Source organism: Paenibacillus sp. J22P90 (genome assembly GCF_059692195.1).
Window position 1 is genome coordinate 1,070,776 of record NZ_JCAUAY010000002.1, and the last position, 18,186, is coordinate 1,088,961.

Annotated in this window: 13 protein-coding genes; all 13 read right to left on the reverse strand. The window is 44.6% G+C overall.

The window, feature by feature from the left end:
- Nucleotides 1-80: 80 nt before the first annotated feature.
- Entirely contained in the window at nt 81-773 is a 693-nt protein-coding gene (locus AC58UX_RS09420; protein ID WP_497251744.1) for a CpsD/CapB family tyrosine-protein kinase, read from the reverse strand.
- A complete protein-coding gene (locus AC58UX_RS09425; RefSeq protein ID WP_497251746.1) occupies nt 751-1,512 on the reverse strand; it encodes a YveK family protein in 762 nt (253 codons plus the stop codon). The genes AC58UX_RS09420 and AC58UX_RS09425 overlap by 23 nt, the downstream gene beginning before the upstream one ends.
- Nucleotides 1,513-1,601: 89 nt before the next feature.
- On the reverse strand, nt 1,602-3,986 hold the full coding sequence (locus AC58UX_RS09430; protein ID WP_497251748.1) for an S-layer homology domain-containing protein: 2,385 nt from the start codon (nt 3,984-3,986) through the stop codon (nt 1,602-1,604).
- Between the two features lie 36 nt (nt 3,987-4,022).
- The gene (locus AC58UX_RS09435) at nt 4,023-4,793 is read right to left on the reverse strand and encodes a tyrosine-protein phosphatase (protein WP_497251750.1); all 771 of its coding nucleotides are present in this window, start codon (nt 4,791-4,793) and stop codon (nt 4,023-4,025) included.
- A 440-nt stretch (nt 4,794-5,233) separates the two neighbouring features.
- Nucleotides 5,234-5,557: a hypothetical protein gene (locus tag AC58UX_RS09440; protein ID WP_497251752.1), complete on the reverse strand. Its 324-nt coding sequence runs from the start codon at nt 5,555-5,557 to the stop codon at nt 5,234-5,236.
- Nucleotides 5,529-5,750 (reverse strand): hypothetical protein, encoded by a 222-nt coding sequence (locus AC58UX_RS09445; RefSeq protein WP_497251754.1) that lies wholly within the window; start codon nt 5,748-5,750, stop codon nt 5,529-5,531. Before AC58UX_RS09445 ends, AC58UX_RS09440 begins: the two co-directional genes overlap by 29 nt.
- Before the next feature lie 148 nt (nt 5,751-5,898).
- Nucleotides 5,899-7,794, reverse strand: coding sequence for a PrkA family serine protein kinase (locus tag AC58UX_RS09450; RefSeq protein WP_497251756.1), 1,896 nt, complete (start codon nt 7,792-7,794; stop codon nt 5,899-5,901).
- A gap of 177 nt (nt 7,795-7,971) precedes the next feature.
- The gene (locus AC58UX_RS09455) at nt 7,972-10,260 is read right to left on the reverse strand and encodes a glycoside hydrolase family 95 protein (RefSeq protein WP_497251758.1); all 2,289 of its coding nucleotides are present in this window, start codon (nt 10,258-10,260) and stop codon (nt 7,972-7,974) included.
- Between the two features lie 11 nt (nt 10,261-10,271).
- Nucleotides 10,272-12,107, reverse strand: a complete 1,836-nt coding sequence (locus AC58UX_RS09460) for a cache domain-containing sensor histidine kinase (protein WP_497251760.1) — start codon at nt 12,105-12,107, stop codon at nt 10,272-10,274.
- On the reverse strand, nt 12,104-13,123 hold the full coding sequence (locus AC58UX_RS09465) for a response regulator transcription factor (protein WP_497251762.1): 1,020 nt from the start codon (nt 13,121-13,123) through the stop codon (nt 12,104-12,106). The genes AC58UX_RS09460 and AC58UX_RS09465 overlap by 4 nt, the downstream gene beginning before the upstream one ends.
- Nucleotides 13,124-13,203: 80 nt before the next feature.
- Nucleotides 13,204-15,324 carry a glycoside hydrolase family 31 protein gene (locus tag AC58UX_RS09470; RefSeq protein ID WP_497251764.1) on the reverse strand — a complete coding sequence of 707 codons (2,121 nt, stop codon included), beginning with the start codon at nt 15,322-15,324 and terminating at the stop codon, nt 13,204-13,206.
- Nucleotides 15,325-15,342: 18 nt separating this feature from the next.
- Nucleotides 15,343-16,305 carry a Gfo/Idh/MocA family protein gene (locus AC58UX_RS09475; RefSeq protein ID WP_497251766.1) on the reverse strand — a complete coding sequence of 321 codons (963 nt, stop codon included), beginning with the start codon at nt 16,303-16,305 and terminating at the stop codon, nt 15,343-15,345.
- Nucleotides 16,306-16,478: 173 nt separating this feature from the next.
- Nucleotides 16,479-18,056 (reverse strand): extracellular solute-binding protein, encoded by a 1,578-nt coding sequence (locus AC58UX_RS09480; RefSeq protein WP_497251768.1) that lies wholly within the window; start codon nt 18,054-18,056, stop codon nt 16,479-16,481.
- Between the last annotated feature and the right edge of the window lie 130 nt (nt 18,057-18,186).

An 18,186-nucleotide genomic window follows, 5' to 3' on the forward strand; every position in this document is an offset into this window, starting at 1 on the left:
ACATCTAAGGCGTCTTGCGCCCACAGCATGACCGAGTATCTACATTGATAAAGGAACAGTAGACATTACCTTAATGCGCATTATTGACTTTCACCGTAGTAATAGTAGTAGTAGGCATCTTTACTCTTACGATCCACATTGTTAAGAATAACTCCGAGTATTCTAGCTCTTACGTTCTCAAGGTTTTGCTTCGCTTTGAGTACGGCTTCTCTCTTCGTCTTTTCAGAATTGACGACCAAGATAACGCCATCTGTGCGAGAAGCGATGATTTGCGAATCGGTTACAGCTATCGCAGGTGGAGCATCAATCAGAATAATATCAAAATGTTTCTTTAATTCTTCTATGGTCGTTAGCATCTTTTTGGAAGCAAGAATTTCAGATGGATTTGGTGGGATAGGTCCAGAAGTAATAACCTGCAAATTAGGTATAAAGGTGTCTTGAAGTACCTCAGGAACTGTCAACTGATTGGTTAATAAATTCGTAAGTCCCCATCGATTAGATACTCGTAATGAATGGTGCATAGTTGGCTTACGCAGATCCCCATCGATAACTAATACTTTCTTATCTGACTGAGCATAAGCTACGGCTAAATTAATTAGCGTTGTGGATTTCCCTTCCCCAGGTCCTGCGGAAGTGACCATAATCACTCGCAATTCGTCATCGATCGAAGAGAACTGGATGTTCGTTCTTAGTGCTCTATAGGCTTCAGAAATTGGAGACTTGGGATTCAGATGCGTAATGATGGGCCTTTTATTGATTATTGAGCTTGACATCTGATCGTCCCCCCACTCTCTCTTCATTGGTTTGTCTGCTATGCGTATTCTGAAAATCTTCTGGTTTCATCTTTGTGATCATGGCTAAGGTAGGCAGTCCTAGATATTGTTCGACTTCTTCCTCTGTTGTAAGTTGATCATTTAAATATTCCAACAAGAAGGCAATACTTAATGCAATCATGAGCGATACAACGAAGCTGATCGCCACATTTAACTTTTTGTTCGGCTTTACTGGCACTGGATTTGCGATATCTTTGGCTTCATTCAGCAAGGAAATATTGTCTACTTTCATAATCTTAGGAATTTCATCCTGAAAAACGATCGACACGGCATTAGCAATACTCGCAGCTCGCGTATAAGAAGGATCTTGGACAATAAGGGTCATAACTTGTGTATTGTTAACCGAACTAACTTTGACAGTATTCACTAGCTGCTCGGCACTAATATTCAAATGTGGGTAATCCGCAACGACCTTATCCATAATTCTTGGCGTTCTAATAATTTCTTTATAGGTGTCAATGAGTCTGATATTTAAGTTGACTGTATTAATATCAACTTGCGATAAACCTACTTGATCATTCGATTTATTAACAATCAACTTCGTTGAAGCTTGGTAGATCGGCTGCATAAAGAAATAACTGATAATACCTGTTGTGACTGTCGCCAGTACAACAATTGTGATTATCATCCACACCCTTTTCCTTATAATTTTCAAGTAATCCTTTAAATCCAGTTCCATGCCATTCCCTCCGTCTACAAGATGTCAAAAGATAAGGAATCCCCCTCTATCTAATAGAAAAATGAGGATTCCTCCAAATATACGGTTTACTATTTATTCAATAAACGATAGATAACAACCGCTGCTTGAGCACGTGTCGAGTTGGCATTTGGATTAAATACATTGCCTTCTTCGCCAATTACAATGCCTTCACTTGCTGCAAGTGCAACGCCATCTTTCAATGATGCATTGATTGCGTTAACGTCAGTGAAGCCTTTAAGTGCATCATCAACCTTCGCAGGGCTTAAGGAAATGCCCTTAAGTGCTAACGCTCTGGATGACATCACAGCCATTTCAGCACGCGTAATGTTACCATTCGGATCGAACTTACCAGCTTCTTTCCCATTCACGATGCCATTCTTAACAGCTGAAGCCACATAGACTTTGAACCAGTCGGAATCATTCACATCCGTAAAGTTCTCAGTTGCAGATGCACTTTCCAAGGAGAAAGTTTTCACGATCATTTTCGCAAATTCAGCACGTGTTACAAGACCATTCGGTTCGAAAGCTTGCGCAGCGCGCCCTTCTACAATTCCCTTTGCAGCTGCAACTTGAATTTGTCTGCCAGCCCATGCTTTTACGGAAGCTGTATCGCCAAATTCAACTTTATTTTCTACTACTGTATAAGTAGAGAATCCTGTACGCAGTGCATTTAGAACCCCATCCTCATAGCTGCCACCGTAAAATTCCAATTTTCCATCAACGATTTTCGCAAGAGATAACAACTCGGTATCATACTTGCTGCCATTCGGAACTGGAATCTTCACTTCAACTGGTGTATTGAAACTGCTGACTTGGCTTCCACCTGATGTAAATTCAAACTCGTATACCCCTGAGGCTACTGGCAGTTGTGTTGCACTTGTTGCTACTTTCGAATCTTGGTTCGTTACCTTAAGTGTTGTATCTGCGCTGAACTCAGATGGGCTTACACCTAGTGTTAGACCATTCATGGAAATGTTCAGTTTATCAACACCACTTGCATTAGCTGCATCCAGGAACGCTTTGCCTAATGGAATTTCCGTTGTTTTAGCAGAAATGGTTCCGAAGTCAAGATTCAGTTCCATTTTTTCTTCTTTAGCATTAGGGTTCAACTTTTTCAATTGATCATTCAGTTCTTTGACTTTCGCAGCGATCTCTTTGATCTTATTCGTAAGCTCAGTTACGTTAAGTGTTGGTTTCGCTGTATCGCCTTCAACTTTAATGAGCGCACTTAGATCTAATGTCGCTAGTTCTTGAATGGCATTCTGTACGGCTTCCTGAGCTTTTTCGAAGATTTCTTGTTTCTTGGCTTCAGTTGCGCCTTCAAGTTGTTTTGCAATATCTCCAAAATCTACCTGTGGGCCAGTAGGAATAACTGGAGGAAGTCCCGTGTTACCGCCTCCGGTGTTTCCGCCGCCCGTGCTCGTCAATTGTAACTCAGATGAAATATACAAAAGCAGATGAAATTTAGTATCATGTGCTTGGAGTACACCTTTACCTGTTTGAGCTCCGTTAAGCACAAGTTTACCGGATGTAAAATCCACACCAGTTCCGCTTTGTTTACTCCAAATGAGATAAGGATTTAATGATACCAAGTCAAAAACTTTAAGATCTGGCTCAACAACTGCTGTACTCGCATCCAAATCTTCAAAATCGAATTTATCTGCCAATAGATATCTGATACCAGCAGATTCGATGGCTATTCTTGCTGTAATGGCTTCTGGGCCAATTCTATCCGCAACTCTGTTCTGAACTGCGTTAAGATCTCCAAGTGTAACTCCATAGTAGTTGAGGAATGTACTAATATATAAACTTTTAGACAAAACGTCTCTATCAACAATATCACTTAATGTATCTTTGATATCTTGAGAAGTGCCTCCAAACAAAAAGGCTTGCCCAACACTTTCAAGTAGATCGCTCTGATTTTCTTCAGAAGCTAGTGCTTGAAATGCAGCGTCTTGGAAAGCAATGACATCAGCCTTAGTTACGGTTCTTCCGCCAGCTTGAATAAAAAGAGCATCAATTACTGGTTTAATATTCGTATCATTAAGCAATGCATCGATGGATTCTGCAGACTGATCATAGAATAAATTCAAGGCATTAATAAGCCCAAAAATCGAATTAACATCTACATTTAAATGAACACCAGTATCTTTTATTTTAGTCCAGACGTTTCCAAGTAATTCCTTCATATCATCTTTGGAAATTTCTTGATTAGCTACAGCCTCAGCTACTGCATCTCTTGTTGCCTGAACTGCTGCTTGCCCTTGCGCATCTCTTGCAAGCTCAACTTTAAGAGCTTCTAATTGTTCAGTAGCACTTGCAGCCGAAGCTACTCCTGCTGTAATTCCCAGTTTAGTAGCGAGGCCCTTTTCGCTTAGTGGAAGTCCAGCAATGGATGCAAACAAAATGCTTGCGGCCATGGTCGTTACGGTTAATTTCTTTTTCATCATCATGCTAAATCTCACCTCTTCAAATTAGTAATGATGCATTTAATTAAATTTCCAAAACTGAAACCATTTGGATTTCGGCCACACAGGTGCTTGTGTCTCAATAGTTAAATTATGTATAATTCTGTTGGCATTGTTTTGAAAAGTGCTCACAATTGGTTGACCCAGCTCAGCACGCAAAGCATCGTATCCTTCAGCCAGTGCGAACCCACGATTGGTGATGTTGTGCGCATCTGAAGAAATAAAATGAGCTAAGTTGTTTCTGCATAGAGCAAACGAAAGTGCTTGTATGGATTTGCCAAAATGGCCAAGTAAGGAATGCGCCGTTACTTGTGCCAATGCGCCGAGCTGAACCAATTCGAGAAGTTTCGTCGGATCTTCTACAATCTCCCGATTGCGTTCAGGATGTGCAATGATCGGCACAATTTCCATTAACTGCAGCTCGTGTAGGACATCATGAATACCTGTAGAAATACGATCAGAAGGGAATTCCAACAGCATATACTTAGATCCATCTAGCGTGGTAGTGCGTCCCGCTTCAACATCATCCATTAATCCCCGATATACGCGAATCTCTTGACCTGCATGAATACGAAGAGGAATATTTCTGCTCAGCAGCTCTTCCTGAAATGATCTTACTTGATCTTCAACAAAGTCTGCTTCATTCGTAAATCTACCATTTTGGTGATGAGGGGTAGCAATAACGGTATGAATTCCTTGTTCCACGGCTGCCCTTGCCATGTGAACGGCTTGTTCCAGATCAGATGCCCCATCATCTAAATCTGGTAGTATATGACTATGAATATCAATCATTGGAAACCCCAATCAATAGGACTAACACTTCATTTTTCAATATTTACTATGTATTTTTAGCACTATTTTCATTAAACTGTTATTCAGAGTGTAACATATATACTACGTATTGCCTACCTTTAGAACTAGTGCACAAGCACTACATTGGCGTATTTAATGTAATTTTTATCAAATATTAACCCTTGTAATAGTTCAGAATTTTTTGTGCAATTTAGGTGTAATCCATTACGATATACCAGAATAGGTTAAAATATCCCATTTTACCATTTGGTTCGACAAAATACTACATAAAAAATTTTCGTTTCGACATTGATCGCCCCGGGTTATTAATTGAATTTTCTGTAAATTCAAGTTTACAATCTAACATAAATGTGTCCAAAAAAAGTAAGCCTCTTTACATTTTTTTTACTAAAGAGGCACTTCATGTTCATTTATCCCGATTATTTCTTTACTTTCATCAAATCACACAAGCCGACGAAGAAAACTATGATCGTCGTAAGCACAATGAACCTAAAATCCCAGGCATTCGGAAACTCATTCATTTTGGTATCGGTGGCACGAAGAATGAGAATAAAAAACAATAAAAGCAAATCAAAAAACATACAATAAGCCATTCTTGCTGAGAGTTTGTACAGTGGAAGTTTGTCCATCATTCTACCGAATCCAAATAAATCACTCCACTTCCCGGATTCAGACTTCGACTTCTGGGGGGTGTTGTCCTTATCCTCATGCTGATCAGCGATCGGCTTTGGCTCGGTTGACATGATCCGTGCCAACTCCTTGCAGTGGCTCGACTGCATCCTGCCACATTAATACGGCCCCAATGAAGCTTACACCTACAATGAATATTCCCCCCAAAGGTGATAGCAGCTTCAACTCCCAAGTCAAGATGATAGCTAGAAAACTTACTACCATTAAAATATAAGCACCAGTCATTTTCATTGAGTTCCCTGCCATGATCTTCTACACCTCCCTTTATATGAAGCTAAAGTAGTATATGAGAGATTCATAGATTCCGTGTTAGGCAGTAATCAGCATCAATTCACGGTAAAAAAGACCTGAGGGATCGTCATCCGCTCAGGTCTTTAGTCTCAATCGCATTTGCCTATCTGTTCAATAAGCTTCCAACATACCGCAGCAATTCATTGGCACAAACTGGGCAGTAGCCGTGCTCATCAATCAACTGCTTCGTCACATCGTTAATTTTCTTCAGCTGCTTTTCATCCGGTGTTTTCGTTGACGTTGTAATTTTCACGATGTCCTTCAGATCAGCGAACAGCTTCTTCTCAATCGCTTCACGCAGGCGCTCATGGCTGCTGTACTCAAATCTTCTGCCTTTGCGTGAGTAGGAAGAGATACGGATTAATATTTCTTCGCGGAATGCTTTTTTCGCATTTTCCGAAATACCAATTTGCTCTTCAATGGAGCGCATGAGGCGCTCATCTGGATCCATCTCCTCGCCGGTTAACGGATCCTTGATTTTCCCCCAGTTGCAGTAAGCCTCAATATTATCCAAGTAATTATCGAAAATCGTTCTAGCCGACTCCTCGAAGGAGTAGACAAACGCTTTCTGCACTTCTTTCTTGGCAATATCGTCATATTCCTTACGAGCAACAGAGATGAAATTCAGGAAGCGCTCACGCTCATCTTTGGTTATGGATGGATGCTGATCCAGACCGTCTTTCAGCGCACGCAGCACATCTAAAGCATTAATACATTGGAGATCCTGACGAATGAGAGCACTGGAAATTCGGTTAATGACATACCGCGGATCAATACCGCTCATGCCTTCTTCCTGGTACTCATTTTGCATTTCTTTCAGATCGGCTTCTTTGTAGCCTTCAACTACTTCGCCGTCGTACATCCGCATTTTCTTGATCAAATCCATACCTTGTTTCTTCGTTTCTTTTAAACGTGTGAGAATCGAGAAGATCGCAGCTACACGAAGCGCATGCGGCGCAATATGGATGTGTGACATATCACTCTGTCCGATAAGCTTGTAGTAAATTTTCTCTTCATCGGATACGCGCAAATTGTAAGGAATCGGCATGACAATCATACGAGACTGCAAGGCTTCATTTTTCTTATTGGAGATAAAGGACTTATACTCGGTTTCATTGGTATGGGCAATGATCAACTCATCCGCACTAATCAACGCGAAGCGACCGGCTTTAAAATTACCCTCTTGCGTAAGTGAGAGCAGATTCCACAGGAATTTCTCATCACATTTCAGCATTTCCTGGAACTCCATGATGCCCCTGTTTGCTTTGTTGAGCTCCCCATCAAAACGATACGCACGCGGGTCTGACTCTGAACCAAACTCCGTAATCGTCGAGAAATCAATGCTTCCCGTTAAATCCGCGATATCCTGCGATTTAGGATCCGACGGACTGAAGGTACCAATCCCTACACGGCCTTCTTCCGAGACAAAAACACGCTCGACATGCACATCTTCAATGCAACCGTTGTACTCCGTTTTTAGACGCATTTGGCATGAAGGACATAGGCTGCCTTCAATTTTAACATTCAGCTCGCGTTCGATCTCTGGTCGCAGCTCCATCGGAATCAAATGAAGCGGCTCTTCGTGCATTGGACACCCTTTGATCGCGTAGACTGCCCCTAAATCTGTTTTGGCGAATTGTTCTAACCCTCGTTTCAGCATGGTCACAATTGTGGATTTCCCACCGCTTACAGGACCCATTAGCAGCAAAATACGTTTACGAACATCCAATCGCCGGGCAGCGGAATGGAAATATTCTTCCACCAGCTTCTCAACGGCACGATCCAGGCCAAATATCTCTTGGTTGAAAAACTTGTAGGATTTGTGGCCACTCTGATCGTTGATCCCCTGGGAAGCAATCATATCATAGACCCTTGAATGCGCAGTTCTCGCGAGTCCAGGATTACTGCGAAGCAATTCTATGTACTCCGCGAACGTACCGGTCCAGCTCAATGAATCCTTCTCCGTACGATGCTCTGAAATTCTTTTGAATATGTCCATGGGTACCTCCTTTCACTGCTGCCTTTTTTGGTTTTAGGTCAGCTCGTGATGGTGAATTGTGTACTACAATCCTATGCACCCAAGGAGGATAACTTGCCCGAAATTTTAAATTGTAATGGATTTCTCTCTTATCGATTTTTGAAAATGGAAATGACTAGGATTCCAAGTTAATGTTGTCTATTTTCTGAAAATGTCATACTTACAGCCCGCGTCAACTCGGAATTCGATTACCGATTGATCCCTGTTCACTAGCATGTCTTCGCCAGCACTGCGCACCAGAACAGCTTCGCATGTACGGACTCTGCATATGCCAGACTTGGCTGCATGGATAACTGCTTCCGATAACTTACCCTCGGACCACTTAAGATCAATGACATATCCACCACGTCCTCTCAGGCCCCTCACAGCCCCCTGTTGCCACGCAGACGGCAGAGAAGGGAGCAAACTTAACTCTCCTGCATGTGACTGCAGCAGCATCTCTACGATACCAGCGGTGGCTCCAAAATTGCCGTCAATTTGAAAAGGAGGATGCGCATCAAAGAGGTTGGGATACGTTGACTTTCGCAGCATATGACTCAGATGCGCATGCGACTGCTCGCCATCCTCAAGTCTCGCGTACATATTGACGATCCACGCGCTGCTCCAGCCCGTATGGCCGCCTCCGTTTGCCAATCTGCGCTGAAGGGTCGCGGCAGCGGCAGCAGCCAATTCAGGAGTGCGGTGCGGGCTTATTTGCGTTCCCGGGTGCAGGGCAAACAACTGTGAAATATGACGATGACCGGGATCCTCCTCCGCATAGTCCTCCAACCATTCCATGATCTGACCGTGTTTGCCGATCTGCGGCTTTGGCAGCCGTTCTAGCATTGCTGAGAGCTGATCTCGCAGCTCACCATCCACCTGCAGCTGATTGCTGCTCTGGATACATGCTGTGAACAGCGCATGGATGATCTGCGAATCCATCGCCGGTCCCATGGTCAATGCTCCTCTGCTCCCATCCGCCAATACATATAGGTTTTCTGGTGAGACAGAGGGTCCGGTCACAAGCTGCCCATTGGGCGCTTCCACCAAATAATCAACGAAGAAAGTCGCGGCTTCCTTCAAGATGGGATAGGCTCTATCCCGTAAAAATTGTGTATCTGCCGTAAATAGGAATTGCTCCCATAGATGTAAACTTAGCCATGCAGCTCCCATTGGCCAAATAACACAAGTCGGAAACAAACCCTCAGGACGCGTTTCTCCCCATAGGTTCGTATTATGATGAGCGACAAAGCCCGAACAGCCATACAGCTCCCTTGCTGTTTGTCTTCCGCTCACTTGCATACGTTCAATATGATCGAATAAAGGTTCATGACACTCGGATAACCCGCATACTTCCGCTGGCCAATAATTCATTTGCGAATTGATATTAATCGTATATTTGGACTCCCATGGCGGTGTAAAGCTATCATTCCAGATGCCCTGAAGATTGGCTGGCAAACAACCAGGGCGAGAGCTGGCGATAAGCAAATACCTGCCGTAGTGAAAATAAAGCTCTGTTAAACCGACATCCACATTCGAAGGTGATTGTTGCAGAAGCTTCAGTCGCTCGTCGGTTGCCAAGTCATCTAACGGATCTTGTTCCATCAATTGCAGGCTCACGCGGTTATACAACGCTTGATAATCGTCGATATGCCGGCGCTCCAGTTCTTCCGCAGTAAACTGCCCCGCAGCTGCGATCTGCTGCTGGCACGCAGCTAAAGGGTCCGTCTCTCGAAAGGTACTGGCTGCGGCAAGCATCAACGTCACGGAACTAGCTCCTTCCACAGACAAGAAGTCGCCAATGACAGAGACAGATCCATCCTCGGCTTTCGCCTTCAACACACAAGCATATTCGACACCGTGCTTCCCGCATTCGCCGCTCATCCAGATGCTGTCGGCCGATAACCTGCCCGTTTCCCCCTCGTAGGGTCTACGGTTCAGGTTCGCCGAGAAGTTCAATTGCCCAGGCTCATCGCATTCCAGTCGCATGATGATCACTTGATCCGGATAGCTGGCATACATCGTACGACGATAGGTGACTCCGCCAATCCTGTAGCTCGTCCGAGCTATGGCGTTGTTGACATCCAATTCTCGCCGATACGCTTCAACTTCACCCTTTTGACCATGAAAATAAAGCTTTAAATCCCCCAAAGGTTGATAGGGATTGTAATATTTGGGCGTGGAGAAAAGGGCCATTCGCGTTAATCGCGTGGCCTTCTCTATGTTCCCTGCAAATAGCAGCTCCCGAATTTGTTTCAAATAACGGGATCCATCGGGGTTCAGTCCATTCTTAGGACCTCCATACCAGATGGAGTCTTCATTGAGCTGAATACGTTCCTCCTGTACATGACCGAAGATCATACCGCCCAACCGACCGTTACCGATCGGAAGCGCCTCCACCCACAGCTTCGCAGGCTGCAGATACCACAATTTTTCACGGTTGTTCAAGAATACGCCTCCTATCCAACAATGGGGTTATCCCCCTGTTTAGGCGATGCTGGCATCACCATAATCATTTTCGTTCCCTGCTCAGCCACACTTTCAATCCTCAGTCCGTAGCTTTCTCCATATACCATTTGAATGCGGCGATGGACGTTCAGCACACCGATACCGCCCTTTTTACCACCTGCATCTATTTCTGCATCTGCCAACCGGTTTGCACTCAATTTCGCTTGCAGCTGCGTCAATTTGTCCTCCGTCATCCCTGAGCCATTATCCTCAACACTGATCCAGAAAATCCCGTCCTCGATGCCGCCATCAATACGGACGAAGTGATAATCTTCCAACCCATCAGGGAAGGCATGCTGGAACACATTTTCGACTAAAGGCTGGAGGGTCAAACGAACCATAACATGAAGCAGATATTCAGGCTTTATCGCCACATCAATCTCAAATTCGCGGCCAATTCTGTGCTTCAGCACAACAATATAATACAAAACATGCTTCAATTCGTTAGCAACAGTAATTTCCTCGAGATTGGTTTGAACCGAGTATCGCAGCATGTAAGCCAATGCTTTTACAATTTCAGATATTTCCTCTGATTCTTGAATCGTGGCATAGCAAACAATCGTCTCCAGTGTGTTGTACATAAAATGAGGATTAATCTGCAGCTGCAGCGATTGAAACTCCGCTCGCTGACGCTCCATGCGAATCTCCGAATTGCTGATTTCAACCTGCACCACACGGTCAACGGCTTCGGATAACCGCTTAACCATCAGATTGTAGCGAACCATGAGCTCAACGATCTCATCCTTGTGAGGGGGTAACGGAATCGTCGCCCAATTCCCCTTCTCCGTCTCTCGCATTCCGCTTTTAAGCACTTGAATCGGCCTCGCGATCGATTTACCGAATCGGTACGCAAGCAAAATTGCCAGCACCAACGTAAATAAACCGACAATTAGCGTGGTCGAGCGAATATTGATCAAAGGTTTACGCAATTCATGGAGCGGCATGGATACGACCAGCTGCCAATCCGAATAATCAGACTTGCGGCTCACATACATGCGCTCATCACCTTCACTCGTATCAACGAAAGAGGATTTTCCCGCATGTTCTAGCTTCTCTACGAACTCTTGCGGCACATCGGATCCGACTTTTTTACTATCCGGGTGATACACATATCGACCTTTGTTATCGATAATAAACAAATAGCCGTATTTACCCAGATCAATCCCTTTCCATAAGGCGGACAGATCGGCAGACCGCATCTCAATAGCGAGTATGCCGCTCAATTCAGGCGAGGTGAAACCGCGAAAACGACGAACTAGCGTAAGCATTTGATTTTCTTGACCTTCAATAATCGTATGGTTCAAAATACTTAATTTTCCATTAGCCGCTGTATTGGCGAGAAAATATTCCCGCTGCTTCCGTTTATCCTCTGCATTGAAAGATTGCTCACTCACACCGTTATAGTAATAAACCGCATTCAGTTTATCGCTGATCAAATAGACGGAAGCCAACTTAGGATTACGAATAAATAGCGGATCAACACTCATTTCGAGAATCGTTTTTCGAGCAATATAATAGTCATATTCCTCTCGATCTGCCTTCAAATCAATAAACTCCATGACCTGTCTGTTGGTCAAAAGAGAAACGATGGAGCGTTCATAATCTTTCAAGTACAGATCCGTATGATGAACCGCATTTCCGACGATTTGGTTCATCTGATTCTCCACCATTTCCGCTAATTCACCAGATGAAGTCATGTAGGAGAAGAAGCCTACACTGCTAAGAGAAAGAATAATAACAATCAAGAAATACACGAATATCTTCTTCGTTAGCCCTCTAATTTTCATTTGATCCCCAGCCCAGCACGATATTCAGAAGGAGAAACGCCTACAATTTTTTTGAAGGTTTTCGTAAAATGCGGGTAATCATCGTACCCCACATCTGAGGCTACATCCACGATTCGGACCGAAGGGATGGCCAACATTTCTTTTGCCTTCATCATTCTTTTGTTAATGCGATATTGAACGAAGGTCTCTTGTGTTACTTTTTTGAAAAGCGAGCTGAAATACGTCGGTGTCAATCCGACCATGGCAGCAACCTGATCCAACGAAATGTCTTCCGATAATCGGCTGTCAATATAACTTTTGGCCTCTTCCATCGGATCTTTAAAGCTCCCGCTTCGAACCGCTTGCAATCCCTTGGCCATTTGAATTAAACCTTTATTAAACATGTCTAATGCTTCTTTCCCACTATCTGCCTGCATGTAGGCATGCGTGATCGAAGGTGAGTAGTTTCGTGCTTGGAAGCGCTTGACTAACAGAGCTTGGCAATCATCCAATAGTTCTTTAAGTCCAGCTAACGAAAGATGCAAGGAGAGACAATAGTCACGCCAACGGTCGATTAAGCTGCCTAGCTCTTCCATTTGCAGGGCCCATATTTGCTGCTCCATCTGATCAATCCACTCAATATAGCGGGAAGGCGGGATGTAGCCGCGGGAAGGCTCCTTGATTAATTGATTCAGCATGTCATGAACATCCGCTGTCGTGACGGGCTTCAACATATAATGACGTACACCATAATTCACACTTTTTTGCGCATATTCAAAATCACTGTATCCGGATATCACAACCGTTTTGATTTGCGGGAATTCCTCATGAATGATTCTGCAGAGCTCTAATCCGTCCATTTTCGGCATCCGTACGTCTACCAGCACAAGATCAGGCTCGCAGGCACGAATTTGTTCCAACGCATCTAAACCATTCTCGGCTGTTTGAATTCTTGTGAAAGCAGGTTGGTACATTTCCGCCATCTTAACGATTCCTCTACGTATGACAGGCTCATCGTCTACAATTAATACATGCATGAACAGACCTCCTTGCCATGTCTCAGAAGCAATATCCAATTATGATAACTTACCGTGAACAGTTCTTCAAACGGATGGCGCTACAAACGCGTTTGTGCGAAGCGCCACGTGACAGCGCTGTAGGCTTGCGGCTTCTCTGTCGGCCCAGTAAGCTGCCCAGCGTAAGAACCACCTGCATCTTGGGTGACGGTTGCTTTCCACGAACCGCAACTACCTGCCTCATAGTCGAACGATTCCCCGTCGTCGTCATACAAATTCCCTACACCTGGTATATCACCGAAATGAACCAGCTCCAGCGGGACTTGTGTACCCCTAGGTGGGACATGTGACAGCGCAGGCATCATCGGAATGATAGATCCATTTTTAACAAAAACTGGAATTCTCTCCAATCCGCATTGAATCCGAATGATACTTCCACCTTCGTATCGTTCCCCGGTCTCTAATCCGTACCAAATTCCCGCGGGAAGCAGGACTTCACGCTGGGCCTCTCCTTCGACAAGAGGAGCTACTAACAAGGCATCGCCAACCATGTATTGGTCATCCCATTCTCTCACTTTCTTCTTGCCATATGCACCGTCTGTCGTGTTCAGGGTTTGCTCAGCAGCTTGAGCTTCAAGGGCCTCGGCTGCAGCAATTTCAGCTGGGGACATCACGAATGGCATGGCTCGGAAAGGAGGAATCCCCTTCTCTCTGTATGCTGCGAATGCCGTATACAAATAAGGCAGCAATCTCATCCGCAGCTTGATATAGTGACGAACCGTGTCCTCAACTTCTGGGAAAGACCATGGTTTCGTTCCATCTCCCCAAGCATTGAGCATGGCGAGTGGCGAGAAAATGACCGTCTGCATCCGTCTGACCCAGTCTTCGGCATTTCTAGCTTTTCGTACTTCCGGCGTCCATAGCAACCCGCTGAAAGAGGCGTTACATACGCCACGAATGAATTGCTTGTGATCATACAGATCCGAATACAAGACGTAAGGCATGGAGGAGGCCGCGGTATTCGAAGCCCTGACAAGCCCATACGTTCGCCGATTTTTGCTGCGGAATAGCTCTGTCGTCATCTTTTGGAACATTAACCCATACATTTGTCGCATCTGCTCGCCGTCCAGGCCGGATGGAAATTGCGCATGACCTGGGAACATCCAGGAGTTGTTGGTCAAATCACTGCCATCACACTCGTCCAGCTTATAACCGGATACCCCGATATTGAGATGCTGCTCTTCATGCTGCTTTTTATAAAGCTCTACAGCTTCAGGCAGCGCATAATCAGGTGCAAGGCCTCCCCATACGGAATGACTCCCCGATAGTGGTTTCAATGCTTCATACAACTCGCTCTTCGGCGATACAAAAGGATGCTCCCACAGGTTCACACGAAAGCCTTTTTGATCCAGCGCTTTCACGAATTGTTCAGGTTCAGGGAAGCGACTCTTTTCCCATTCATAGCTGACCGGGTAGCTATGGCTATGCCAACCAGGCTCGAGCCCGATTACATCACAAGGCATATCGTGCTGACGGAACTGCTCTGCTTCTTCGAGCACTTGCTGGTCCGTATATAGCGTCGGCACACGGTGCCAGAAGCCAAGTCCCCACTTCGGAGGCAATGTACCTCCACCGCAAAATAAATTATATCTAGCTACCACGTCTGAAAGCGTTGGTCCGCCAAATAAATAGACGTCTGCACCTTCACGAGGTATTTTAATCTCTACGCGTGATGCGACTAATGTCGCTTTCCATCCTTTATCAGTGTTTCGATCACGGATATCCTCGCTCAGCGTTTCTTCTTGTCGCATCGTTGATCCGCAATACATCGTAACGATGCGCGAAGTATCCACCAACACGCCATACCCGAGATCACTGATGTAGAAAGGCACTGGCGCATGCGTCTCCCCTGTATCCTGCTTGGGATCGCTGTTCACCCGCAAATAACGGTTTCTTCCGCGTTGATTCATTCTTAATAACTGAAGGCCTGTCCCATAGAGCTTTTCCGCACGATTAAGCGGTATAGATAGAATTAGATAGTCACCTAGATCCTCAATTTCGATGCTTTCCCTTGAAAAGGGTGGATTCACCTGCGGAAGCTGCTGTAGCGCTTCTGTTTTAGGTAAGACTCCCATCAAAGAGAGCGGCGTCACGCCCTGCGGTTCTCCTATCGTAAGGCGCCAAACACCAGGCGCCGATTGTTGCCAATCTATTGAATTCATCTTAAACTCCCCATTCATCTATAGATTTGGAACCTCAATGGACATCGTTTTTGCGGCTTCATTTGCCAATTTCGTGTAATGAACCAATGCTTGGGTTTTCAAATAATCCCTACCGCTCGTCTCCGCTTCACGTCCCTCACGGAATGATGCCAGAAATTCAGCCAGCGTATCTGTTACATCTACACCACTTATATCATCAACGACCGTGACTTTACCGTCCCGAATGAGGCGAATTTCTTTATTAATAACTTCCATAGCCCCTTCGCTTCCTTCGATTCGCCAATTGCCGCTCCATGGTGTCTCCGTCCCTCTAGCCGAGATGGATGCGTTATAGGTTGCTGTGATGCCACCTTCCATTTCGAAGAAGGCATAAGCATTGATCACCGCTCCTTCCTCTTTCCAAGCGCCAATCGGATTGTACAGCTTCGATTGAACCGACTTCCCTTCTTTACCAGTGAAATAGCGGATCATGTCTAAATGATGAACCCCAATGTCGTCCAAAATACTAACGGTATATCTCCGCTGAACATGGTGGTATCTGTAGAACTGAATATCCATTGATGAAATACTGCCGATCACACCTTCGTCCAAAAGCTGTTTCATTTTACGTACATAAGGCATTCTGCGGTAATTTTCTGCGATCATAAAAGGGATCTTTTCCCGAGCAGCTCGAGCTACAATCTCAATCGATTCCTTATAATCAAACGAAATCGGTTTTTCGCACAGAACAGCCAGCTTACGATCAAATGCCGCATGGTTCACAGCCGTGTGCATCATCGGTGAAGTTACATTGACTAGAAAATCAACTTGCTCGTTCTGCAATGCCTCTTCTAATGACGTGTAAAAAGGAAACGGATCCTCCTGCATCTTCTCTTTCATTGCTATATCCACTTCAACAACAGCTGCCAATAATCCTTGATCTCTCAGACGTTTATACCAGCTAAACCCCGCTGAACCTAAACCAACCAGTATTGCTTTCATATATAGAAATACCTCCTTATTAATTTCAATGGCATTTACGTTGCCTTCATTATAGGAAATTAATCAACTAAGAAGAACGGAGTAACTTAAGCTAACCTGTGTTTTTTTACGATTTCAGCAAATAAAAACATCCCTACGCAGCATACGCTGCGTAAGGGATGTCTCTGTAGGCCTTATTTCGTATCAATCATAATCGCGCCTTGCTTCTTGTTCCAACGATCTGTCGCTTCTTTAATAATTTCGGTGCCGCCTTTGGCTTTATACTCTTCGATAACTTTCGGCCAATCGGAGATCGGCTCTTTGCCATAAATCATTTTGATCATGTGGTCAACGATGATTTTCGGACCTACGTCTGGTTGCGGAGCTGCAAGATCCGGGAATTTAGCGAAGCTGCTCAAATCCGGATAGAATCCGATGCCAGGCAAGCCTTCCTTCGAAAGAACTTCGTCGAATGCTTTCAACGTCGTTTTTCCATCATCGTTTAGCTGCATTCTTGGTTTATTGTAGGTAGAGTCATGTACCGCCCAAAGCGTTCCGCTGCGGAACCCTTCTTCATCAATTTCTTCCTTCGTTACCGGGAATTTATAGTTAATCGCTCCGGCACTATCCTTCGTATAAGTATCGCCTTCAATCCCAAATGTGAAGAAGGTTTCTGCATCCTTGGAAGTCATCATCCACTCAAACATTTTGATAATGCCGGCAGCCGTGTCTGGCTTCACATTTTTATTAATATAGAACGTTCTTACGACAGGTGAATAGAGGAAGTAACCGCCTTTGCCTTCAGGCCCCTTCGGTGAAGCAATGATGTCCGCTTTGAAGTCTGGGTTAAGCGCTCTTAGCTTTGTTTTGGAACCTGGTAAACCGGAAGCGTTCTGCGACCAGATCCCAGCTTTACCCGAATCCAGGCTTTTGTTGTAATCCGTAGCGGAGATAGTAGCGAATTCCTTCGGAATCAAGCCTTCCTCATACATCGTTTTATAAGCCGTAAGTGCTTTCTGTACATTTTCTGAATCAAAAAATTTCGGAACCACTTGACCATCAACTAGCTCAAATTGGTCCTTATATGGCAAAACATCATAAGCGCCTAGTAGGACGTCTGCATACTTGAAGTTTTCCCGCATTTGATAAGGACTCTCGACGCCCAGTTTTTTGAACGCCCGCAGAACATTCAGAAATTCCTCTACTGTTTTAGGAGCTTGCAGCCCCGTTTTCTCTAGCAAATCTGTCCGAATGTAAGTGGCACGGCGGGAAGGATTGCTCAAATATTCAGGAATGCCGTAAATCTTGCCATTGTATGAAACACTTTCCCAAGCTGCTTTCGGTACATTTTTCAGCAAATTAGGTCCATACTGCTTCAGTAGATCGTCTAGCGGCATAAACACGCCGTTTTCAACCGAACCAGACATCGACTTACTGCCTGGACCGCCGATGCTGCCAACAACATCAGGAATATCGTTGCTTGCGAACATTACTCCGAATTTGGCATCCTCAACAACCCGGACATCCAAGTCCGTATTCGTTAATTCCTCTAGCTTCAAAACCCACTTATCCTTATTTAAATCAGGGATTCTTGTGTGGTAACCCGTACTGACTGTCGTTGGAAAAAGCAACGAGAACTTGACCGGCGCTGCCTTTACGTTACCTGATGGCTGTGGTGAAGCCGTGCCTGCAACTTTGCCATCTGAAGAACATGCGGTTAATGCAGTAGCTGCCATCAAAACTGCTAAACTAAGACTGATTGTTTTTTTCATTGATACCCCTTCTTCCTTCTTAAACTGAAAGCGATTGCATCGATCTGTGTTTATCATAACGAGTACGCTCGAATTACTGAATGTATAAATTTAAGACGCTATGTCATTTTATACGATTGAAGAAAAGACC